General features: G+C 41.0%; 23 protein-coding genes. 12 read left to right on the top strand and 11 right to left on the bottom strand.

The window, feature by feature from the left end:
• Positions 1 to 58 precede the first annotated feature (58 nt).
• The 4 genes from ACZ42C_RS19940 to ACZ42C_RS19925 all read right to left on the bottom strand — a co-directional run bounded on the left by ACZ42C_RS19940 (position 59) and on the right by ACZ42C_RS19925 (position 3,663).
• Positions 59 to 727 (bottom strand): aspartate/glutamate racemase family protein, encoded by a 669-nt coding sequence (locus ACZ42C_RS19940; protein WP_461182313.1) that lies wholly within the window; start codon positions 725 to 727, stop codon positions 59 to 61.
• 654 nt (positions 728 to 1,381) lie between these two features.
• Entirely contained in the window at positions 1,382 to 2,317 is a 936-nt protein-coding gene (locus ACZ42C_RS19935) for a manganese-dependent inorganic pyrophosphatase (RefSeq protein ID WP_461182314.1), read from the bottom strand.
• A 125-nt stretch (positions 2,318 to 2,442) separates the two neighbouring features.
• Positions 2,443 to 2,982, bottom strand: coding sequence for a hypothetical protein (locus ACZ42C_RS19930; RefSeq protein WP_461182315.1), 540 nt, complete (start codon positions 2,980 to 2,982; stop codon positions 2,443 to 2,445).
• Between the two features lie 123 nt (positions 2,983 to 3,105).
• Entirely contained in the window at positions 3,106 to 3,663 is a 558-nt protein-coding gene (locus ACZ42C_RS19925) for a hypothetical protein (protein ID WP_461182316.1), read from the bottom strand.
• A gap of 124 nt (positions 3,664 to 3,787) precedes the next feature.
• On the opposite strand from ACZ42C_RS19925, the gene ACZ42C_RS19920 reads away from it, so the two are divergent.
• From ACZ42C_RS19920 to ACZ42C_RS19910, 3 genes are all read left to right on the top strand, one after another.
• Complete coding sequence (locus ACZ42C_RS19920; RefSeq protein ID WP_461182317.1) at positions 3,788 to 4,237, top strand: DinB family protein; 450 nt, start codon at positions 3,788 to 3,790, stop codon at positions 4,235 to 4,237.
• The gene (locus ACZ42C_RS19915; RefSeq protein WP_461182318.1) at positions 4,224 to 5,351 is read left to right on the top strand and encodes an NAD(P)/FAD-dependent oxidoreductase; all 1,128 of its coding nucleotides are present in this window, start codon (positions 4,224 to 4,226) and stop codon (positions 5,349 to 5,351) included. The genes ACZ42C_RS19920 and ACZ42C_RS19915 overlap by 14 nt, the downstream gene beginning before the upstream one ends.
• Positions 5,352 to 5,551: 200 nt before the next feature.
• Entirely contained in the window at positions 5,552 to 5,893 is a 342-nt protein-coding gene (locus tag ACZ42C_RS19910) for a hypothetical protein (RefSeq protein WP_461182319.1), read from the top strand.
• A gap of 566 nt (positions 5,894 to 6,459) precedes the next feature.
• Here the strand turns inward: ACZ42C_RS19910 and ACZ42C_RS19905 are convergent.
• The 3 genes from ACZ42C_RS19905 to ACZ42C_RS19895 all read right to left on the bottom strand — a co-directional run bounded on the left by ACZ42C_RS19905 (position 6,460) and on the right by ACZ42C_RS19895 (position 9,981).
• Positions 6,460 to 6,876, bottom strand: a complete 417-nt coding sequence (locus ACZ42C_RS19905) for a universal stress protein (RefSeq protein WP_461182320.1) — start codon at positions 6,874 to 6,876, stop codon at positions 6,460 to 6,462.
• 44 nt (positions 6,877 to 6,920) lie between these two features.
• Positions 6,921 to 8,381: a SulP family inorganic anion transporter gene (locus ACZ42C_RS19900; protein ID WP_461182321.1), complete on the bottom strand. Its 1,461-nt coding sequence runs from the start codon at positions 8,379 to 8,381 to the stop codon at positions 6,921 to 6,923.
• A 370-nt stretch (positions 8,382 to 8,751) separates the two neighbouring features.
• A complete protein-coding gene (locus ACZ42C_RS19895) occupies positions 8,752 to 9,981 on the bottom strand; it encodes an IS110 family RNA-guided transposase (RefSeq protein ID WP_461183817.1) in 1,230 nt (409 codons plus the stop codon).
• Between the two features lie 382 nt (positions 9,982 to 10,363).
• Here ACZ42C_RS19895 and ACZ42C_RS19890 point away from each other — a divergent pair, with 382 nt between their 5' ends.
• Complete coding sequence (locus ACZ42C_RS19890) at positions 10,364 to 10,552, top strand: hypothetical protein (RefSeq protein ID WP_461183588.1); 189 nt, start codon at positions 10,364 to 10,366, stop codon at positions 10,550 to 10,552.
• Between the two features lie 62 nt (positions 10,553 to 10,614).
• Here ACZ42C_RS19890 and ACZ42C_RS19885 read toward each other — a convergent pair whose 3' ends face one another.
• Both ACZ42C_RS19885 and ACZ42C_RS19880 read right to left on the bottom strand, forming a co-directional pair.
• On the bottom strand, positions 10,615 to 11,283 hold the full coding sequence (locus ACZ42C_RS19885) for a hypothetical protein (protein ID WP_461183587.1): 669 nt from the start codon (positions 11,281 to 11,283) through the stop codon (positions 10,615 to 10,617).
• A gap of 309 nt (positions 11,284 to 11,592) precedes the next feature.
• Positions 11,593 to 12,231, bottom strand: a complete 639-nt coding sequence (locus ACZ42C_RS19880) for a YczE/YyaS/YitT family protein (protein WP_461183586.1) — start codon at positions 12,229 to 12,231, stop codon at positions 11,593 to 11,595.
• Positions 12,232 to 12,393: 162 nt separating this feature from the next.
• Between ACZ42C_RS19880 and ACZ42C_RS19875 the strand changes: the two genes are divergently transcribed.
• The 3 genes from ACZ42C_RS19875 (at position 12,394) to ACZ42C_RS19865 (ending at position 14,557) form a co-directional block, all read left to right on the top strand.
• Entirely contained in the window at positions 12,394 to 13,515 is a 1,122-nt protein-coding gene (locus tag ACZ42C_RS19875; protein ID WP_461183585.1) for a DUF2515 family protein, read from the top strand.
• Positions 13,451 to 13,894, top strand: coding sequence for a CBO0543 family protein (locus ACZ42C_RS19870; RefSeq protein ID WP_461183584.1), 444 nt, complete (start codon positions 13,451 to 13,453; stop codon positions 13,892 to 13,894). Before ACZ42C_RS19875 ends, ACZ42C_RS19870 begins: the two co-directional genes overlap by 65 nt.
• 96 nt (positions 13,895 to 13,990) lie before the next feature.
• Entirely contained in the window at positions 13,991 to 14,557 is a 567-nt protein-coding gene (locus ACZ42C_RS19865) for a Maf family protein (protein WP_461183583.1), read from the top strand.
• Between the two features lie 85 nt (positions 14,558 to 14,642).
• Here ACZ42C_RS19865 and ACZ42C_RS19860 read toward each other — a convergent pair whose 3' ends face one another.
• Both ACZ42C_RS19860 and ACZ42C_RS19855 read right to left on the bottom strand, forming a co-directional pair.
• A complete protein-coding gene (locus ACZ42C_RS19860; RefSeq protein WP_461183582.1) occupies positions 14,643 to 15,257 on the bottom strand; it encodes a cupin domain-containing protein in 615 nt (204 codons plus the stop codon).
• An 80-nt stretch (positions 15,258 to 15,337) separates the two neighbouring features.
• Positions 15,338 to 15,907 carry a TetR/AcrR family transcriptional regulator gene (locus ACZ42C_RS19855; protein ID WP_461183581.1) on the bottom strand — a complete coding sequence of 190 codons (570 nt, stop codon included), beginning with the start codon at positions 15,905 to 15,907 and terminating at the stop codon, positions 15,338 to 15,340.
• Between the two features lie 160 nt (positions 15,908 to 16,067).
• Here ACZ42C_RS19855 and ACZ42C_RS19850 point away from each other — a divergent pair, with 160 nt between their 5' ends.
• The 5 genes from ACZ42C_RS19850 (at position 16,068) to ACZ42C_RS19830 (ending at position 23,287) form a co-directional block, all read left to right on the top strand.
• Positions 16,068 to 18,092, top strand: a complete 2,025-nt coding sequence (locus tag ACZ42C_RS19850) for an efflux RND transporter permease subunit (RefSeq protein ID WP_461183580.1) — start codon at positions 16,068 to 16,070, stop codon at positions 18,090 to 18,092.
• A gap of 48 nt (positions 18,093 to 18,140) precedes the next feature.
• Positions 18,141 to 19,976 carry a YhgE/Pip domain-containing protein gene (locus ACZ42C_RS19845; RefSeq protein WP_461183579.1) on the top strand — a complete coding sequence of 612 codons (1,836 nt, stop codon included), beginning with the start codon at positions 18,141 to 18,143 and terminating at the stop codon, positions 19,974 to 19,976.
• Positions 19,977 to 20,085: 109 nt separating this feature from the next.
• The gene (locus ACZ42C_RS19840; RefSeq protein WP_461183578.1) at positions 20,086 to 20,760 is read left to right on the top strand and encodes an RluA family pseudouridine synthase; all 675 of its coding nucleotides are present in this window, start codon (positions 20,086 to 20,088) and stop codon (positions 20,758 to 20,760) included.
• 485 nt (positions 20,761 to 21,245) lie between these two features.
• Positions 21,246 to 22,379: a sporulation integral membrane protein YtvI gene (gene ytvI, locus ACZ42C_RS19835; RefSeq protein ID WP_461183577.1), complete on the top strand. Its 1,134-nt coding sequence runs from the start codon at positions 21,246 to 21,248 to the stop codon at positions 22,377 to 22,379.
• Positions 22,380 to 23,029: 650 nt separating this feature from the next.
• Positions 23,030 to 23,287 carry a hexameric tyrosine-coordinated heme protein gene (locus tag ACZ42C_RS19830; RefSeq protein ID WP_461183576.1) on the top strand — a complete coding sequence of 86 codons (258 nt, stop codon included), beginning with the start codon at positions 23,030 to 23,032 and terminating at the stop codon, positions 23,285 to 23,287.
• Positions 23,288 to 23,545 lie beyond the last annotated feature (258 nt).

Raw genomic sequence — 23,545 nt, 5'->3', positions numbered from 1 at the left:
TTCTGTAACAGTACCTTAATTCGATTAGTCACTATATATTAATATGGATGAAAATCTTTTATACTGTGGAATAAATATAATTGACTAAAGTGGTAATATCAAAAATGGGAATATCTGTTACTTTCCTGATCGCGTGTTTATATGGCGGCATATTCGTACATTCCAGAACAATAGATTTTATTTCCGGATGCTCCGCAACAAAACCCGCAGCAATTTGTTTCATTTCCTCTCTGACAGCCGACTCATCCAACTCAGCTTTTTCTTTAACAATCGCATCATAAAAGGCCGGCATATGCTCCATCCCTTTTACAATGACATGATGGTGATGCGCATTCACCCCTTGAAAATGAGCCAGTGTCAGACTGGATTGCGAAGCTGTGATTATACCTATTGGTTCACCGGCTGCAATAGCTGCAAAAGGAATTTGCAATAAACTGGATGAATAGAAAGGTACAGTTAACAGGGGTTGTATTTCCTTTTGAAATAAAGCCAGAAATCCACAGCTTGTTGTTATTGCCCGCACTCCTTCTGCCTCCAGCTCTTGTGCAGCTTGAACAAATGGCTCTATTAACCGTGTATCTCCATCTTTTACCACCCGGGAAACACTCGCACCTTCTACTTTTTTATAAACGACCGGAAAGGGAAACGTATGCTCATTCCCAATATCACCAACCGGTCTATGGAATTCTGTATCCAACATAAGTATTCCGATTTTTGCTTTTTCCATCGTGGCATGACCTCCATCATCTTGCCGCTGAGAAATAAGGAACGGAAGTGTAAGGCAAATGCTGGCGGTACACCTCAACCCCTTATTCCAACATATCTTCGCGAATTACGATGCCAGACTGTCCGTCAGAAATCAAAACAATTCTGATGCTGGTTTTCTTTTCATTGATTTTATCATTAACTATGCCAGCAAGACAGTGATGTGATTAAAGCTTACCGTGTTCCCCGTTACTCCAACCTTCATTATTGAAACCAGCAAGATCGTGGTTCCAGATTTCATCCCCCCTCTTTATAATAAATGTGTAATTGCCGGATAAAAGTAAGCGTTTTCATTTTATTTGTATATGTATGCAAATACCGTGCCAATAATATTGCTTAAGAAAAATAAAACGAATATACGTGATACATCTTATGCTGACTGCATCTTTTTAACGGCTACCATAAAAAATATCTTATAAAGAACAGAGAATATACTAATTTTTCAATCTGATGAGTTTTAAATTATATAATTTATAATTTGTTCGGTTCGTTGTTGATAAAATATATAATTTCCTTGGAGTTATTTTCATCACGAAATAGAGGCCTGGTTTTTTCCTATTTACTTTATTGCATACAAAAAAGCTGCCTCGGAAATTAATCCGGAACAGCTTTTTCTTTATTCGTTCATAAATACATCTGTCAGCACCGTAACAATTTGCTTTTTCCTTGATACAACGCCCTTCAGAAGTGCACGGTTATTTTCATCCAGCTTTACATTAAAGGCCTGCTCTACCTTATCCGCTCCTGTTCCACGTGCAAGTACTTCAGAGTCGTTGTTCAAAATATCAGTTACTACAAAAAGGAACAAATCAAGATCTTTATCCTTAATGATCTGCGCCATTTCTGCATCAATATCTTCCTGCAATTCATATACGGAGCTCGTATCTACTGTATTCACCTGAGCGATTTCCACTTTGGCATCTCCCATGGAAAACTCTTTCGCATCCATCGTCAACAGTTCATTCACACTGTGATCGCTTAAATCAGCACCTTTTTTCAGCATATCCAAGCCGTATGACTCCAGGTTCACATCAGCAAGCTCAGCCAGTTCATAAGCAGCATCGATATCTTCCTGGGTGCATGTTGGTGATTTCAGCAGCAGGGAATCGGAAATAATGGCGGAAACGAGCAGTCCGGCAATTTCCTTGGAAACAGGAACTTTATTTTCCTTATACATTTTATTTAGAATGGTTGCCGTACAGCCTACCGGCTCCGCACGATAATACAGCGGCTCTTTCGTTTCAAAGTTAGCAATGCGGTGATGGTCGATTACTTCTTTGATCTGTACATCACTGATATTATCCACACTTTGCTGAAATTCATTGTGATCCACCAGGATTACCTGCTTCACATCCGGGTCAACCTTTTCAATAAAGCGAGGGGCTTCAAATCCGAAGTATTCCAACGCAAAATTCGTCTCTTTGCTTACTTCTCCCAACCGGACCGGCTCCACGTTTTCCCCCAATTTCGTTTTCAGGTCTGCATAAGCAATGGCCGAGCAAATGGTATCTGTGTCCGGGTTTTTATGTCCAAAAATTAACGTCTTTTCCATTCCAGTCACCTCTTCTAAGTCAACATTCCAACTAATACAATATCACAAATCCCCAACCCATGTCATGAACAACGCCAAAAAGCCATGAAATGAGTGAATATTTTGAATTGAGGGGTCAGACCCCTTTACTGGAGGGTTTCTGTGACGTTCCAGATTCTGTCATATTGGGTGTAGCTGTTTAATGCGATATCAAGGTCATGAAAATACCGGTGCAGATCGCGTATCAGCTCCGGGTCCTGCTCTTCCAATACGTTTTCGGCCAAATCCCGGATTGTGTTTAAATCGTTACGCAGTGCTTCGCTGGAAACAGCACCAATTTGCTCATCTATATAACTGATGACCTCCCCGGCAACTTCCGTCTGTTCTTCCCAATCCAGATGATTTATTGCGCCATAGCCAGTGGTTTCATTGTAAAATTCATGCTTAACTGTAATAAACTCTCCCATTTCACTATGTTCCCGGCCAACTGTTTCCTGTATTTCTTCAATTTGATCTTCTGTTTCTTCCGATATTTCTTCATTTTCCGTGGAAGCCTGCCGGTCTAATATATCTTTTATATCAAGATTAAATAAATGAAAAAATAAGATCGCTGAGCCTGTTACCGTAACCAATAACACGATGATTAATGTCCACACAAACCAGCCAAGCTTCCATTTTCCGAACATAACCAATCCTCCCTTCAAAATAACTTCATATTATGCTAATTGCTTTTCACCCTGGCACATTCTCAGTTCACTATTTCTGCTTTTTTCTTCCCCTATAAACAAACGCTTTTCTCCACCAAAGTGTTACTTTCGATACTCACCCTCTGCATACTCATCCAGTATTTCCTGCCTGATTTTCTCATCATGTACTTCCCTGGCACCAAACCCGGAAACATCCACGACTTTTATATGAGGATCGAGAGGGCCTTCTTTATCCTGCAGTTTAACTATACAATACCCTTCCTTTTTTGATGGTAACATTTCGAGGATTGCTTTGTCGGAATAAAGCTCATATACTTTCTCTTCGTCTTCCTCACTGAAGGTCCATGCCCTGGATTCATGCTCTGTATTCGTCTCCGGAATTGCCTGTCCGGTTTGTTTAATTACCTGATTTTCCACCGTCTGATCAAACCGCTTATGCATTAGTCGTATGACCTCACCAATACCAATAAGAACGAGCCCATATGAAAGCGGATTGCTCATCATCATGAAAAAACCGAACCAGTCAAAAACCATGGCATGTTCTCCTGAAAAGTTGACGGAACCACTATAATTGGAATGATTATAAGCCATAATAAAGCCACCCACAATAATGATTATTCCTGTGACAAATAAAATAATGCTGATTACATTTACTTTCATTTATTCCCCTCCCTCTAAAGTATTTCTTTCCCGAATCGAAAAATCCTTTTTTGTTTTACTTTTATGTGAAAAATTCCTATGATGAAGAAAAGTGTACATTATCACATGAGAAGGAGGAATTTTTATGTTTGATCATTTCAATTATACCCGTGAGGCAACATTGGGAGTCATTAAAGGACTCGATGAAAGTAAAGCGGACGTCATGCCGGAGAAACTAAATAATACACTTCGCTGGCATGCCGGCCACATCCTCGTTACAGCAGAAGGTTTATTATTTGGTTTTCCCAAGCAATCCACAAATATCCCGGAGGAATACCAGGCGCTTTTTGCCATGGGCACAAAACCGGCGGACTGGCCGGGAGATGTACCGGAACTGTCCGAAATCACCGAGCATTTAAATGACCAGAAAAAGAGAATTAATGAGTTGGATGAAACATTTTTCAACAAAAACCTTCCATTTGAGATGCCATTTGGCAATTTTAAAACCTACGGGGATATATTCCTCATGGTCACCCAGCATGAAGCCGAACATACTGGCCAGATGAAGGTGCTGAACCTGCTTGTCAACAGATAAGAAAAACCACTATATAGTGATAGGTGCCGGGATTGCCGGCGCCGCCACCGCTTACTATCTGGCTAAAAACGGCTGCTCCGTCACCGTTGTGGACAGAAAAGAAAATGGCCAGGCAACTGATGCAGCAGCAGGCATTTTGTGTCCCTGGCTTTCCCAGCGCAGAAATAAAGCCTGGTATCACTTGGCAAAAGAAGGGGTGAAACATTATCCCAGGCTGATCGATGAATTGGCAGCAGATGGGCAAACAGATACCGGATATGCCCGAATTGGTGCCATTAGCCTTCACAAAGACAAGGATAAGCTGGTTGCCATGAAAGAACGTGCAATAAAACGTCGCGAAGATGCCCCGGAAATAGGCGAAATCACCCTGCTTGATGAAACGAAAACAAAAAATCTGTTTCCTTTACTGGCAGATGGGTTTGGTTCCGTCCATGTGAGCGGTGCTGCCCGGGTAGACGGCAGAAAGCTCCGGGATGCTCTGATTCTTGCAGCAACAAAACATGGTGCCGCTTTTCTGGAAGGCAATGCCAGTTTATTATTTAAAGAGAACAACATTTATGGTGCAAATGTAAATGGAAGAAAAATACATGCAACGAAAGTTATCGCTGCAAACGGTGCATGGATGAGTGAGTTGTTCAAGCCGCTTGGTGTGAATTTTCACGTTCAACCGCAGCGTGCCCAAATCATGCATGTAAGGATGCCGGAATTAAAAACGGAAACATGGCCGCTTGTCATGCCGCCAAATAATCAATATATGTTGACATTTGGCAAAGGCAGACTCATTCTCGGTTCCACCCATGAAGATGAAACAGGCTTTGACCATCGGGTAACGGCCGGCGGAATGCATGAAATTTTAACCAAAGCAATGGAAACGGCACCCGGTATTGCACGCGCAACTGTCCTGGAGACACGCGTAGGCTTCCGTCCGGTTGCTCCGGGCTTCCTCCCCATCATTGGAAAACTTCCGGGATGGGATGGGTTAGTTCTTATTAATGGGCTCGGCGCTTCCGGTTTAACGATGGGACCATACATCGGTTCGCAAGTAGCCAAGCTCGTTCAGGACATGGATATAGACATTGACCTGGATCAATATGATGTAAAGAAAGCTTTGTAGCGGGACAGACACTCTGTCCCGCTTTTTACGTTTATCATTCCATAAACAACAGCTTTCAATTATGTTGAAAAAGCTTCCCCTTGCCGATCCGGATCTACTAAAAAAGTCGGTTTATCTAAAGCTAACGAGGCAGGATTGTGAATCAAGATGAAACTAAAACCCATTGTTAACCGTCTATTCTTCTAAAGGGGTGATATAAGGTGTTTAAAAGAAAGGTAATGTTAATTTTACTTTTATCAATTGTATTGGTAGCTTGTAATAGTCAAACAACACCTGAAATATCTGAAGGCGATATTGGAAACCCTACGGCTGAACAAGTTTTACAAAATGATAAAAATGCAGACATATTTGTTATAAATGACATTGTATATACGAATGCTGAAGATATTGAGTGGGTATATGAAGATGAATTGACAATAGGAGAGGAAGTTGGCAAAATAAAAAAGCAAAACGATGATGGAGAAGCATTTGAGAACTTTACAGCTACCAAACTTACAGTAGGAACTAAAATATACGAACCTGTTGAAGACAGAAGACAGTAGTATTTATATAGTAAAAGTTGATGATAAAGAGATAAGGTATTTAGGATTGATAGAAGGATAAAAAAATTACATTTGCATTAACGGGTGCTATTGTAATAATGGGGTGGATATAATGTATTTACTAATATCTTGGCTTACGGTACTATTTATGATCTTCTTATTTTTCTTTTTATCATACTTAATGTATGACATCATACGAAAGCCGAAAAAACCTTATTCGCGGGTTCTTTTGTCCTCCACTTTTGTTGTATTTTCATTTTTCATATGGCAATCTTTCTATTATTTTAAATAGCGTTGTTTTAGTATCGGGTGCGTCAATTGAAGAAGAAAATTAAATATCACATAATAAAACGCTCAGAAAATCAAATTTCAGAGCGCTTTATTTTGCCATTTGTCCTGATAAATATGGTTCTATTTGTATGCCAATTTATATGTTATTTCTATTGTTATTAGCATTTTTACCTGCCATAACTGAACCTGTTAATCTAAAACCAGGCCTTCTTTCCATCTTCTGGGATTGCAATTTTTATCTCTCCGTCTCATCTTCCTCGGTAAAGCCGGTACTGTTATTTCACAATCAGCACCGGACATTCCACCCGTTTGGCCACTTTATGACTGACACTCCCCAGCAGGAATGTCTGCAGATTATTTAATCCGCGGCTGCCCAGTACCACGCAGTCAAATTCATGATCATTGGCATAGTTTACAATCGTCGGACCTGCTTCCCCGTGCAGAAAATGGGTCTCATACGGTACTGCGGATGCTATCAGCAGATCCTTGATCACTTTTAACTTTTCTTTACGCTTTTTCTCCAGTTCAAACTTATCCCGCGCCTGTAACACGTCTGTTTTTGCCGTCTGTCCATCCACCACATAAACAACATCAATCTCTCCATCAAACTTTTTCGCCATTTCAATGGCATACTCCGCCGAGCGAATGGAATGCTTGGATCCGTCTGCTGCGACCAGTATTTTTTGAAACATAGCCCCCACCTCATTAAAAACAGGTTTTTTTATAGTATAACAGATTAATTGCCGGAAGCGTTTGAAAGGCCGCCAATTCTATCCTTTAATTCTTCACTTTCTTTATTGAGGCCGGTATAGATTACTTGAATATTATTTTGCGCAAACCTGTCTTCCACCTTATCAAGCGCTCCTATGGCGGAGTCATCCCAAAGATGGGCATGGGTTAAATCAATAACCACTGTTTTTACCGAATCCGTATAATGAAACTTTTTCGGAAAATCACTTACGGAGGCAAAGAACAATTGTCCGTTTACACGGTAAATTCTTTTTTGTTCTTTCATCACCAGCTCCTCCGTGACTTTCACTTTGGATATTTTCGACGCAAAGAAAATCGCGCTCAGTAACACACCTGCCAAAACCCCTTTGGACAGATCATTTGTATATAGTACAACACCGACTGTGGTCACCATCACAAATGCATCAGTACGCGGGAGTTTATGAAGATTTTTCACTGAAGACCAGTCAAAGGTACTGATCGACACCATAATCATAACTCCTGCCAATGCTGCAAGGGGAATTTGCACAACAAGTCCACCCAGGACAACTATTAAAAACATCAGAAAAACACCTGCAACCAGTGCCGACAATCGCCCTTTCCCGCCGGATTTTACATTAATAACGGATTGGCCGATCATAGCACAACCAGCCATCCCGCCAAAGAACCCGGTAACAATATTCGCGATTCCCTGTCCGCGGCTTTCTTTATTTTTATCGCTCTCTGTCTCTGTCATGTCATCGACGATATTTGCAGTCAGCATGGATTCAAGCAAACCGACAATGGCTAAAGCCAAAGAATACGGCAGTATAATCATCAATGTTTCAAATGTTAATGGAATGGACGGCAGCATAAATACGGGCAGTTGCTGTGTAATTGACCCCATATCTCCTACTGTTCCCACCTGAATATTTCCAAAGACAGCAAGTGCAGTAACTGCCACAATGGCGATCAGGGTAGATGGAACGGCTTTTGTAAACCTCGGCATAATATAAATGATAGCTAATGTTAAGGCTACAAGTCCGTACATCACCCACCCCTCACCCTGAAAATGAGGGATTTGCGCCACAAAAATCATGATCGCCAGGGCATTAACAAACCCGACCATCACGGATCTCGGTACGAATTTCATCACTCTTGCCAACTTAAAAATTCCAAAAATAATTTGAATAATTCCCGTCAGAATGGTCGCTGCCAACAAATACTGCAAGCCATGATCCGCAACCAAATTCACCATTAATAGTGCCATGGCTCCGGTTGCTGCGGAGATCATTCCCGGTCTTCCTCCGACAAACGCAATCACGACAGCAATACAAAAAGATGCATATAACCCAACCATCGGGTCCACACCTGCAATAATGGAAAAAGCGATTGCCTCAGGAATTAATGCTAAAGCAACCACAATTCCCGCCAACACATCTCCTCTTACATTACCAAACCATTCCTGTTTTAACTGTTCTACTTTCAATGCTCTACCTCTTTCTTGTTTATTTTTCTGCTCCGTTAGCCGACATAATTATTGAAGCTTAACACAGAACTCAAATTAAACAAAACGCCAAGAAAGCGTGAACATCACCTTATTTCCTTATTAATCTCTCATTTTCTCAGTTTTTCACTATAAATACAGAAAATGATTTGGTTTGTATTTATATTTACTTATGCGGAGCGGTTTGATAGTCTAAGAAGATAAAAGACCTGCGGTAGTATGTCAAGAGAAAAATGTTAAATTATTTAATTGTCAAGGTTCAATTTGCTTAAAAAAGGCATCAAGAAACTAGACCAGTAAAATAATGTAAATTACTGGAAATAACACAAAGGATATTAGAAGCAATTTAGCTTCATATATTCACGCTCCTTTTCGGCGTGTAGATTTGGTGATTACGTAGTAGCGCATCCACCAAACGCACTAATTTTCTTGCGGTTAGAACGAGGGCTCTTTTGTGTTGATGTTTCGGTACTTCTCGATACTTCTTTTCATAATACACTTGGTATTCAGGAATCTCTCTTCTTACCCGGTTGGCGGCTTCAACTAAGTAATATCGGAGATACTGATTACCATTACGTGATAGCGAAGTATCATCAGCCGTAAAGCGCCCTGATTGGTGTTTACGCCAATAAAGGCCCGCATACTTTGCGATTTTTGTTTCACCTTCAAAACGGTCTATCTGCCCAATCTCAGCGATAATGCCTGCTGTAAATACTGGACCTATACCAGGTACCGTTTGAAGTGTTTGAGGTAATCCAGCCATAATTCGCTTGATCGCTTTATCAATCTCTTTTACTTGCTTTTGAAGAGTCCTTATGACCTCAATAGTAGTGCCAAGAATGATGTCTATAGAGTCCTCTACAACCTTATCTAGGCGATAGGAAGAACGAACAGCTTTATGGATTGATTTAGCTACACACTCTGGATCATCAAAGCGGTTCCTGCCTTTCTCTTGAAGAAATGCTGCTAAATCTTCTATTGGCATTTGCGCCAGTTCATCAAGGCTGTATTTCTCATAAAACAGCTCCATCATGGCATTGCCGAAGACAGAAGACTCCACTTCCTCTGTGAAGGTGTTGCATTTAAAACTTAAGTGCTGAAGAAAGTGTTGTTTTTCTTTAGTTACTTGACGGATGAGTTGGTAACGAGAGCGAGTAAGTTGTTGAAGCGCAACATACTGCTGCTCTTTAACAACAGACATTGGCAAACGCCCAAAGCGTAAATAATCGGCAATGACAAACGCATCAATTTCATCCGTTTTGTCCATATCACTGTAACTCTTTTTAAAGTTCGCAATCTGTTTGGGATTCATAACGAATACTTCTGTACCAAGTGCCTTAAGCGTTTCATCATTATGTAAAAACATGGATGGATGAAAGCTATAAACTGAAGTAGATTCAAGACCAATTTTAATCAAATGGCTTTTTTGGCTTTGTATATACTCTAAAATAGAATCACGTAAAACAGTGGCACCAGGCAAATCATTGGATACTGTGAAGGAACGAAGTTTCTCTCCTTCACCATTTAGAAAACAAACCTTAATATCAAAAGAACTAACATCTAGACCAACAAATAATTTCATGGGGGGAATTCCTCCTTTCGATTTAGAATCATTGGTACTTATTTCTTGGACGCCCTGAGATATCCCTAGTGTGAACGTCGATCAACAACCTCGTGTATAAGTACTATCCCTGATTCGAAAGCCGCCCTAGAGCTACTACCATCCAGGTTCGATAATCAGGGTGCACAGCCTGCGAGTAGGAAGGTCCGCACGTACACTGGGAAACAGTCTTTCTAATGTGGTCGAGCCACAAGGGGGAAAAGAATTGTCCCAAATGATCCTAAGACCATTATCTAGAAATATCTCAGGACATCCAAGAGATTTGACTATATTTTTATAAAAGTAAGAATCTTATAGGCTCAAAATTATGGGCCTAAATATACTATACGAGGGGGTGTACAGGGTGAAAGAGAAGCTTACTATTTTAATCATGTTTTTATTTACACTTATTGTACTGGCTATTGCCTGGTTCCTGATGCAGTATATTGTTGAAGAGTATGACTTGAATGGCGCGTCTGGGGAGAGTACATGGAGCCAATTATCTTCTTCCCCCAATTTTAAAATAAATAATCCGGACCTTGCCGACAGCTAATTTTTTAATGAGGTTTTCTTCATGTTTCCCGTCCGACTTTTGCTTCGCATTAGAGTTTTCAGTCATATTTCGCTTTCCAGGGCTTTCAGAGAGATCTTTAAGAGGTCCGGATAAAGGTCGGGGTTGAGTGAATAACTCGGTGATACTGCATTTCTTTCATAGTACTGGGAGAGTTTGTGAACAACAGGAGCTGATTCATCTTCCGATACATGAATAATCCGGCCCTGTGAAATAAAACTTCCGTCCTCCATTGGCAGCAGCATAACGGAAATAACTTCTCCCTTGACCGGTTTTCTATCCTGTTTCGAGTGAACAGCCACCAATTTTCTTTTCTTTTCAAAAATATCCCGAAGAATAAAAACCTTGCCGCTTCTGCTTTGATCCTCTTCCACATAATAAAAACCCGGGCTGATCTCAAGCCAACTTGCCAGCACCTGCTGGACCTTGAAACTTTTCTTTTTCCATTCCGCTTTATGCGCTTGTAAATATTCCTGATATATCGTTCTTTCTGATGTTGGCATTCGGTAACAACATATCGTCCACCAAAACAATTGGGTAAATATCTGATTTTCCGTTTTCTCGGATACATTCATTCTTCTCAAATGCCACTCCGTTGCTTTCACAATTTCCTTCTTATAATAATGCACGGAATAATCCACCAGCTCGTCCAGCACGTTAATTAATTCTTCCTGTACTTTATCGGGAAAATAAATAATATTGCTTTGTCCCATTGCGATCCCTCCATTGCTTATTTTTCACCATCTTATCACGCCTGCAAAAAAGCTCAACAAGGTGAAATTGCAAAACCGTCACATTCTATATAAATAAAATACTACTTCTCACTAGACAATTTTGAAAATCTGCTACGGAGGCAGGGTGCAATATTGAAAATCCACTATATTTTTGGAGAGAGAAGAAAAAAATGTTCAGTGATGCAGCTGCAAGCGTTGATCCACCAGTAATTCCGTATATATATTTCCTTCATTGGCAAACAGGTTTCCCGGCAGGCTTAAACTAAAAGGCAGGGGGGGTCCCCTGCCTCAAGCTGTATGTTCGGAGTGTTTTTTTCCGATATGCACGTCAATCCTGAAAATAAATTTCCGGAACAAGTGAAAGGTGTACTGGAAGATCGGGCTTTGAATAAAGGTGAACAGAAATGTCACGATAAATACAGGTCCGCCCAAAAGCCAGCCGATACCAAGCACAAGCGTTTCCACAATGACACGTATTTTACCAATGGAGGCACCGAGCTTATCAGCAATGGACAGCATGAATCCATCCCGCGGTCCCGATCCGACACCGGCAGCGTTATATACACCGCCGCCAAAACCCATAATGACAATACCTAACAAAATCGTAAAATAATCCTGCCAGCCATGAGTAGCCTGTGGTAAAATGTCCAGCCACAAATAAAAATCCACAAACGCCCCCACAAGCACCGCATTGAAAAATGTACCAAGTTTAATATAGCTTTTATCCAATATCCAGGAAATAATAATTAATAATACCGATATGATAATCGCCCATGATCCGATGGACAGACCCACTCTTTCAAACAAAGCCACATTCAGTACATCCCATGGATGAAGCCCCACATGCTGTACCTTGATTGCAATACTGATTCCATAACTAAAAATAAGGACTCCTATAAGAAAAAAGCCCCAACGTATTCCTTGCATTTATGTCCCTTCTTTCTGTATACATACTATCATAATATTTTCCGGGAAATTAATGAAGCAAAACTGCTTTATGTTTTTAATTTCCTTCATTATTTTAGCGGTTCATCATACCAATATAGAAAGGGTGTTGTCACGAATTAAAAAGCAAACAGAGGTGAACAGATGATAAAATGGTTTCCGTCTTCTAAACTGTCACCTGAATTGAAAAGGATAAAGAAAAAGTTAAAAAAGCAGCCAGGCCAGCCATTGACGGAGGTATCCCTGAATAAAACAGAACAAGCCCTGGTGGAACAAATTCGCAAAGAAACTGCAAAACATAACTTGAATAATATTACGAGAACCAAAGCTTATCTGGATTTTTATCAGCGGTTCCCGGAGATTCATTGGGCATTCCTCGGTCACATGGTATCCAGGAATGGCGGCTGGAATATGACAGATCTTAAAGGAGATCTGATTTCCTATATAATGGATGAGGATGAGCAGGATGAATTTTTCGCTTTTTTGGAACGGGGCAATTGGTTAATATTTCAGGATGTGTATCCGCAAATGCTGTTATATGAAGTAAGCATCAAAAATCAGAAGAACTTATTTTATCTGTTGCCCATATTTCATGTTTCCTTCTTCATGCACGTGATATGGAATGATTTTCTGGAGTTTAAGGATAAGCACCTGTTAACGGTCTCTCTCATTATCAACGAACAAAGCTATATGGAAAATAGAGTTATCCAGAACCCTGAATTTAAAGACGTGTTGGACTCCATTGAATTTAAACTGCAGGAACTGTTAAGTTTAAATCAAATTGTTTTCCCCTATGAAAATAGTACAAAAATGAAGTTACTCGGGGAAACAGTCAGTCAATTTTCTTCCCTGGAAGAACGGATTGAATTGGGAAAAAGGCTGTACAAATTGCTTTATGACAAGGAAACATACCGCAAAATACGAGAATGGGCTGCGGAGCATCCACATACCGGTTCACGCCGGGACTATTGGCCGCACCTCTATAATGACATCAATGAATCCGTGCCCGGCAATCCTTTTCAGCGGAGAACAAGAAATTGCACGCTTAGGCCCGGCTCTCATCGAATATTCAGCCCGCAGCTGGAATATACTTTTACAGATGTGGATCACAAAGAAGCAGAACAAGGTGATTGGTATACGGACTGGAAAATAATTTACCATCTGGAAAAACAGGAGCAAGATGGGAATGGAGATATTTTAGATGAGTATTGTAAGAAACTCGAAAGGATTGAGCTTGCCATCCTTGCGAAAGAGACGTTCTTCTAATTTAAAAGGATATGTATGTGCCGCTATTCTCGCAAGCTTGATTGGTACATACTTGGATTTGTGGCTCGTAGGAAAGGAATTTTATACATTTCCTTCCCGTCCTTTTGCTGATGTGTTTTCTGTAAATATTTTATTTACACTTTTCATATTGCCACTTGGCACCATTATTTTTATTTATCTGGTAAAAAGAGTGCAGCCTTTTACAAGATTTCTATCCATGGCTGTCATAAGTCTGGCAACCCCATTGATGGAGCAACTCTCCGTGAAAATGGGATTGTTTGCTCATTCTCCGGCATGGAAACATGAATATTCAATAGTAGGCTATTTTTTATTTCTCCTGGCGATCTGGAAGTTTTATAGATGGGTGGTCAAAACTTAGATCTTCCCTATGACCAATGATACAGAGGGATTTATTCCCTCCCCCTTACTTTTCTGCTAAAATATACGAAAAACCATGCAGAAAGGAACAATAAATATGAAGCTCATTCTGGCATCGGGATCTCCAAGACGACAAGAATTATTAAAACAAATACATATACCATTTACGATTCGTAAACCAAACGTAGATGAAGAACAGATTCAGACAGCGGATCCGCAGGAAAAAGTGGTGCAGCTGGCGAAGCTTAAAAATAAACATACACCACTCGAACATACAAATGAAGTTATTTTATCTGCCGATACAGTAGTTTCCCATCAGAACCGGATATTCGAAAAGCCAAAAGATCAGCAGGATGCGCTAGAGATGATCTCGTTATTGAGCGGGGACGTACACGATGTATACACAGGAGTCGTTCTTCGTTCCCATGAAAAGGAAATCAGCTTTGTGGAAAGAACGGAAGTAGCATTCAGAAAGTTGTCCCGGAATGAAATAGAATGGTATGTTTCCAAAAAAGAGCCCTATGATAAGGCAGGGGCATACGGCATTCAGGGAATGGGTGCCATTTTTGTCAAAGGAATTACAGGGGATTATTTTAATGTGGTAGGGCTTCCTGTATCGAGGGTTGCCGAGAAACTGCGCAGTTTCTTTATCTTTCCCGAATAAAAGCCGAACACATAAATGGATTCCAAGCTGCCTCTCTGCCAATAATAAAAAGGATGACTGGCAATCATCCTTTTTACAAAGTGCTTTAATTATGGTGTCCTTCAGCAGCCATTGCAGCCTTCTTCGTCTCATGCACCGTCCCATACTCATGTTCCGGTGGAGCATAGATCGTATAAAGTTTCAGAGGGCGATTTCCCGTATTAATAATGTTATGCCATTTACCGGCAGGAACCATAATTGCCGAGCCTCTCGTAATCCGTTCTTCAAAATCCAGATTGTGCTGCGTATCTCCCATTCGGGTGATCCCTTCCCCTTCCTCTATTCGCAGAAATTGATCATGATTGCGGTGAACTTCCAAACCGATATCGTCACCAGGCTGGATGCTCATGATAACCACCTGTAAATACTCTCCGGTCCATATCGCTGTCCGGAATGTATTATTTTGCCTGGCAGCCTGATGAATATTCACGACATACGGCCGGGATCCAACATCCATGGATTGTCTTTCTTCCGATGGTATATGCATAGCAGCTTCCTCCTGATGATTCATAAAGGGACCACTCCCTGCAAAATATGGGGAGAACATTTGCCCGGCATTTTCCTGCGGGAACGAAGGCTGCTGGTTGATCGGCTCACCTCGATAACCATACGACGGAGCAGCCGGGTAATAAGGGTACGGATACATAGGTACAAAATACAATGAAAATTACTCCCTTCCATAAATTCTCAAAGTATCTTATGCTTTGTTTGCTTGAAGAGTGCCCACCCAAAGATCGGTATTCATTTCACCACCGACAAACCATGGTTGGCAATATTATTGATAAGCCGGGCCATCTCCTTCGTTGACAGCGTTAAGTCAGAATCCATCCATTCCTTTACCATCTGCAGACCGCCGCCTATGATAAAGACAGATACATAATGGGAAAATTCCTCTTCATATCCCTCAGGCGGTTTCCAGCTTGCCGTCAAATATTCTTGCGCAATTTTCAATACCCGCTTTTGAAAGTTCGGGTCCGCATTTTCATGCAGCAGAATTTGGACGATTTCTTTATTGGCCACCACATAGTCCAATAGCTTTTCCGTCATCTGAATCGATTCCTCATCTTTATTAAAATCATGCTGGCCAAAATAGGATTGCATATCATCCAGAACTTCCTCTTCCATTTTCGTAAGCAGATCGTACAGGTCCAGATAATGAGCGTAAAATGTGGAACGGTTTACATCTGCAAGCGAACAGATCTCTTTTACTGTTATGTCGGAAATTTGTTTTTCCTTTAATAACTGGATCATACTTTCTTTCAAAACCATTCGTGTATATTTTTTTCTTCTGTCCAATTTTTCCTCAGCCATAAAACATACCCCTTTTCCATTAAAAATCCAACACAATCACTAAATATGTTGGGGAACAAACGGTTTTTATGAAACTGTATGTTGAATAAACAACACTGTGTCTTATATAATAATATAATGGAAATTGAAGTTAGGCAAGAGAGGATGAAATTTACCAATAATGGCATCACGTATATTAAAACATAGAAAATCCGTCGTAATTACATTCGTTCTACTTGCCATCATCAGTATATTTGCCCAGTTTACCGTATCTGTTAATTATAATTTAACAGAGTACCTGCCGGATGATTCCCCATCCACCATTGCCATGGAAGTGATGGAGGAAGAATTTGAGGACAGTATTCAAAATGCGAGGGTAATGATTCAGGATGTGTCCATCCAGGAGGCCCTCGTTTTTAAAGAAGAACTAAATAATATAGACGGTGTGACGAATGTCGACTGGCTGGATGATGCGATTGACATAAAAATGCCAATCGAAATGGCAGAGGAAGGTACGGTGGAATCTTACTATCAAGATGATACAGCACTCATTTCCTTCACCATTGAAGAAGAAAGAGAAGTGGAAGTAACCGATCAGATTTATGCACTGATCGGGGAAGAGAATGCGATGGATGGCGAAGCAGTGGATACAGCCGTTTCCCAAAAAATGACCGGATCGGAAACAATGTTTGCTGCAGCTATTCTTATTCCTATCATTATTCTTATATTGGTTTTATCCACTACTTCATGGATGGAACCGGTGTTCTTTCTTACAGCTATCGGGATTTCTGTCCTGATTAACTTGGGAACCAATATTTTTCTCGGAGAAGTATCTTTTATCACCCAATCCGTGGCACCGCTCCTGCAGCTGGCGGTTTCCCTGGACTATGCCATCTTTCTGCTGCACAGTTTTCAGGATTACCGCAAGAAGACCGAAAACCCGGAAGAAGCCATGCGATTGGCCATGAAAAGATCTTTTCCCGCTATTACCGCCAGTGCGTCAACTACCTTTTTTGGATTTATCGCACTAAGCTTTATGAATTTTGAGATTGGTGCTGATTTGGGAATTAATCTCGTAAAAGGAATTGCCTTAAGCTATATTACTGTCATTGTCTTTCTACCTGCGTTTACCGTTATGTTCTATAAATGGATTGATAAAACAAAGCATAAGGCACTGCTGCCAAGCACGTGGAATATTGGAAAATTTGTGATCAAACTCCGTATACCGATGCTTATTCTCGTACTTCTGTTTATCGTACCGGCATTTATGGCCCAGAGCCAAACCAACTTTATCTTTGGCATGGGAGAGCTTCCGGAAAACACGCGGGCAGGAAGTGATGCCTTGCAGATCGAGGAAACGTTTGGTGAATATACGCCCGTAATTATACTCGCACCGCGGGGAGATATCTCACGGGAGGAGCAATTAACACAGGATTTGAGAAGCCTGGAAGATGTAACAAGTACGATTTCCTATACCGATGCTGTCAGTACTGCCATTCCCCCGGAGTATCTGGAGGATGCGGTGACAGATCAGTTTTTCTCGGAAAATTACAGCAGAATTATAGCAAATACCAACGCAGGATCAGACGGTGAAGAAGCTTTTCAATTAGTGGAGACCATCCAGGATATAACCGAACAGTACTATGGTGATGAAGCTTATGTGCTTGGGGAAAGTGTAACATTATATGATACGAAAGTGACCGTGGAAAGAGATAATACCCTTGTCAACATCATGACGGTGGTGGCAATCGCCATTGTTCTATTGATCAGCTTCAGGTCCATTTCCCTGCCTGTTGTGCTATTGCTTACGATTCAGGCTTCTGTTTGGATTAATTTATCCATTCCATACTTTACGGGAACCGCCCTTGTATTTATCGGGTATTTAATTATCAGTACCGTTCAGCTTGCAGCCACGGTGGATTATGGTATCCTGCTGACGGAGGATTACGTACAGAACCGAAAGAAAATGTCAGCCCTGGAAGCCATTAAAAAATCAATTAACGAAAAAACATTTTCCATTGCCGTATCAGCATCCATTCTGACGATCGTTGGTTTCGTACTATCCTTTACATCGACCAACCCGATCGTATCAGATATCGGACTGCTGCTTGGACGGGGAGCATTAATGGCATTTATTCTTGTCATCTGTTTCCTGCCCGCATTGCTGTTGACATTTGATAAATTTATACAAAAAACAACAAGGTAATTGCAACACAGGAGTGGTTCTGTGTTACATCAAAAGGAGAAATTCACAATGAGATTTAAAAAAATCTTTCTTGTTTTTCTGGTCACTGTACTTGTTTCCCCTTCTTTGTTAGTTGCTGCCAATCCTGTCATGATGGCAGAAGATGAAGAATGGGATGCAGCAGCGCTGGAGGAAGGAAGCTTTATCCATAAAGATGAAGTTGTTTATGGCACATTGCATCCGAATGGGGATCAGGAAGACATTCATGTCGTAAATCATTTCAGTGTTACCGAACCAGGAATGCTTATCGACTATGGGAATTATGATAGCGTCAGAAATCTGACAGACCTGTCGGAAATCGAACAGGTGAATGGGGAAATCCATTTTTCCGCCACAGAAGAAAACTTTTATTATCAGGGAAATCTGAATCATGCAGCATTGCCGTGGGAATTTTCCATTTCCTATTTTCATGACGGAGAAGAAATAAACCCTGCTAATCTGCTTGGTGCGGATGGTCATATTGAAATAATAATAGAAACCGCTCAAAATGAGGAAGGCGAACAGCAGTTTTTTGAAAATTATCTGCTGCAGATTTCCCTCACTGCAGATCCTGACCGCTTCAGCAATATCGAAGCAGAAGAAGCTACTGAAGCAAGTGCAGGTTCAGACAAACAATTCACCTATACAGTCATGCCGGAAGAAGAAGAAATTCTTCGGTTTTCGGCCGATGTAACCGATTTTGAAATGGAAGCCATTGACATTAACGCTGTTCCGTCAACCATGTCCATTGATGAACCGGAAACAGACGAAATGACAGAAGAAATGACATCACTGACAGATGCCATCGGAGAAATCAATAATGGAGTTGGAGAACTGAGAGATGGTGTTTCCGAACTTAATTCAGGAGTCATCGATTTACAGAATGGTTCTGCCCAATTCCGGGATGGAATGACAGAAATCAATCAATCTTCCTCAGAATTGGTCGATGGCTCCAGTCAAATTAATGATGCGCTTGCCACAATGAGTCAATCACTTTCTGCAGAAAATATTGATTTTGATCTGGGAGAGTTGACCAGACTGCCGGAAGGACTTGGCGAAATGGCTGAGGCAGTCGGTGAGATTGCAGACGGGTTGGAAGAGTTAAAGGAAAACTATCAAACTGCCTATGAAGTATTCGATAAAGCAATGGACGAAATTCCGGAATACCATATTGATGAAGAGGAAATTATCGAGCTTTATAAAGGTGCAGGAGGAGAATCCGAGGCGCTGGATCAATTAATTGATATATACGAAAAAGCGCTTGTAGCCAAAGGAACCTACGATGAAGTAAAACAAGGCTTTCAGGCAATAGACCCGGCATTAAACGAGATTATTAATGGAATCAGAGAACTTGAAACAGCTTTGAATACTACTTCCAAGGAAATTTCCACTGCCATTGACAATATGGACGTCATGGACCCAATCACGCAGTTAACCGAGGGACTGACAGAGATTTCCAATAATTATAATGCCTTTCATGCCGGTCTGGTAAGTTATACCGATGGCGTTGGTGAGCTATCAGGAGCCTATGGTGATATACATGCTGGTATTTCTGAACTGGGCGAAGGAACCCGGGAACTGGAAGGTGGTACATCCGAGCTACATGATGGCACCAATGAATTATATGCGTCAACGAATGATTTACCTGATCAAATACAGGAAGAAATTGACGAAATGATCGCGGAATATGATAAATCCGACTTTGATCCCGTTTCATTTACTTCATCAGAAAACGAAAGTATAAACTCTGTACAATTTGTACTCAGAACAGAAAGTATCACTGCAGATGACGATGAGGAAGACGAAGCGGAAGAAGAAGAAGAGGAAAAAGGCATCTGGGAAAGATTCCTGGATTTATTCAGATAATAGACTTGGGGACGGTTGTTTGAAAACAGCCGTCCCCCTCTTTTATTCAATTCATGTTTCATTTCGTGTTAAGATGTTGTTTAGTACGATAAAAGGAGTTTTAGTTGCCATGAAAGTGACCATACTTTATGAAGACAACCATTTATTATTTGTGGAAAAGCAGGTAAATATACCTGTACAGGAAGATCAATCACGGGATCAGGATTTACTTTCCTTTCTGAAAGAAGATATAAAAACCCGCTATAACAAACCCGGCAATGTATATCTTGGACTCGTCCACCGTCTGGATCGCCCCGTCGGCGGAGTAATGGTGTTTGCAAAAACATCCAAAGCCGCTTCCCGACTTTCGGATACGATCAGAAGAAACGCCATGGGAAAGAAATATGCAGCTGTAGTACGCGGGAGACCCGAGAAGAAAGCAGCTACTTTAACCGATTATTTAGTAAAGGACCACAGGAAAAATCAGGTATACGTGGCAAATAAAAATAAGAAAAACGCAAAAAAAGCAGTTTTGGATTACGAAGTGATTGGAGAAAAGAACGGCCTGAGCCTTCTTTCAATCAACCTTCATACCGGCAGACCCCATCAAATACGGGTTCAGCTGGCATCACGCAACCATCCGCTTTACGGAGACCAAAAATATGGCAGCAGTGTCAATAAAGCAGGACAGCAAATCGCCCTTTGGTCCCATAACTTAACGTTAGAACATCCTGTCAGAAGGGAAGAAATGAGTATAAAATCCAATCCACCGAATGAATACCCATGGAACCTTTGGCAAGGATGATGATTAATTTTTTAAAATATAAAACAATAGAAGTGAATGTTTACACCTTCACATGATAATATAGAAATAGAAAGATGAAAATGTTGGTAAAGTCGTCCGGCTTGATGTCGTGAGGTTCGGTATTTACATAATGAAAAATGAGACGTTTCGTTATTTCGGCGAGGTGCGAATGGGGTTCGTTGGTTATCGAGCGAATTTCTTGCCGGGTCGAGCGATTTCTCCGGGGGCCGAGCGATTTTCGCGGAGGTCGAGCGATTTCTCCGGGGGCCGAGCGATTTTCGCGGAGGTCGAGCTATTTTTCCGGGGGACCGAGCGAATTCTCCTGGGGTGCGAGCGAATTCCCCTGAAATTGAGCGAGTCACCATGGTTGCGAGCGGATTCCCCGGGGATCGAGCGGGAACCCCAACTTTATATAAACGAATTTTGCTAGATCGGCCAAATGGCATTCAGCCATACAGTCTAATGAGAGAGGAGTATTTTTTCATATGAATCATCCAGTTATTCAAATGATATTTCGCATATTGCTAATACTGCTGCTTACTGTCATTGGACTGTTTTTGTTATATCACCTATTAAGACTGACGTACCCTTTTTTAATAGCAGGCCTTCTTGCATTTATGATCAACCCTATTATTCGTCTTTTGGAAAAATACTTGCGTTTTCCGCGGCCAATTGCTGTTTTAACAAGCATACTCTTTCTTATCGGTATTGTTGGCGGGCTGGTTACAATCCTGGTAAAAGTAATTATTGAAGGAATTCTCTATTTATCTGACTATATTCCTTCCCAGATCGAGCAAATATCTACCAATGTACAAAATTATTTTAACGAATACATATTGCCGGTATGGGATCAGGGCATTGGACTTCTGGATAATATTGAAGAAGGACAGCGGCAGGCATTGCAGGAGGGCATCCAAATTGTCGGAAGCAATATCGCAGCAGTACTCGGTAATTTGGGCCAGGGAATTGCCAATGGCATTTCCACGTTTATCGGTGCACTTCCTATCACGTTTACCGTTATCATATTTTCCATTTTGGCCATTTACTTTATCAGCAAGGATTCAAAAAAGTACGAGGTTATTTATAAAGACAAACTCCCATTGATCTTCCGGAAAAAAACAAAACATGTTTTTCGTGATTTGAAAGTGAAAGTCTTTGGATTCATTAGATCACAGCTTATCCTGATGACACTAACTGCCATTGTCAGTGTAGTTGGTTTATTTATACTGCGGGTCGACCAGGCTTTGACGATAGCTGTTATTTTGGGGATTATCGATTTAATTCCATACTTTGGACCGGGACTTATTTTAATCCCATGGAGTGTTTACAGTTTTTTCACCGGCGACATTTTCCTGGGAATTGGCCTGCTCATACTTTACGCTTCGACGGTCACAGTACGTCAGATTGCCGAACCAAAAGTATTGTCATCCAGCATGAAGTTAAATCCACTGGCTATTCTTGTATCGTTATTTGCCGGGTTGCAGCTGTTCGGATTAATCGGACTTGTCATTGGCCCCATTACGTTGGTGCTTATTATATCTTTATATGACGCCAAAGTTTTTGATGGATTATGGAACTTTGTGAAAGGAGAATCTGCAGGTGACAAGGGCAAAACTTAGGGACGGGTAAGTAACCACCTCGACGGGAACCTGGGTTTTGTCCACAGTTTGATCAACAAGATGTGACATTTTCTCCGATGAAGTGTACAGCAATTTAAGATAGAAGCAGCCAATTCTGGTAACGGAAACGGCTGCTGCTTTTAGTTAATTGGTTATATAATTTTTTTATTCTAAAAGTGATGGCTCGTCTATTGGACTTTTCATGCGAGTTTTCGGAGCGTTTGGGCTCTGAGACATCCTCTATCGGACTTTCCCTCATGGATTTCGGACCGTTTGGGCTCTGAGACAGCCCCTATTGGACTTTCCCTCATGGATTTCGGACCGTTTGGGCTCTGAGACAGCCCCTATTGGACTTTTTACAAGTGTTTTCAGATGACCTGGGCACCGAGAGCTCCCCTATCAAATTTCATGCACATATACACGACTTATCAAGGGCAGGAGCTGTTGCCTGCTCAAGCAAAAACAGGATTCTGACCATAATACGCAATCATCAGTAAGTTGTATTACGAAAAAACATTTCCAAACTAATTAAAATCAACCGGCCGTTTACCACTTTAAATATCTTGATGAAACTAAAATAGGCACTAATCAGGTTGTATGCACATAACTATATAGAAATATAAAAATAAGGAAAAGGAGTAGTGAACGGCATGTCAAATGAACAGATGCAATCATTGCTGACACATACACCGGAAGAGGGTTATGAGTTAGCAATCAGGCTTGCAACAAAAGGGGTGGAGGTAACACAGCCTTCTGAAGAGATCAGGCAAATGCTTCGTCCGGTATATTCCAGAAATACGGATAGCTTAATAGCAACCTCACAAGTTATTGCAATTCACTTTCAAACTGTTGCTGCTGCAAATAATTATTGGAGAAGGTGGTCTCCACCATACGAGTACCCTTATTAAAAATTCTGGGTGATTTAACTATAATCTTACCTGCCTGAATGTTGTACCATGATGTTGTTCTTATGTCCGGTTTGGAAGTTTTCATTAATTGGGGTCGTCCAAGCCGGCATATTGCACTCCCTAATAGTTTTTCATACTATTTCTTTGCTATTTCCAACATTTACTAAAAAATAGACTCGCTCAGTTGGCTGGTCAAAACAAACAGCCGGGAATATTCTATTAATCAAAATTAATCTAATAGAAACAGGTACCCGTCCC

The organism is Virgibacillus kimchii (genome assembly GCF_055379185.1).
This window is presented reverse-complemented; position numbering and strand designations above follow the sequence as displayed.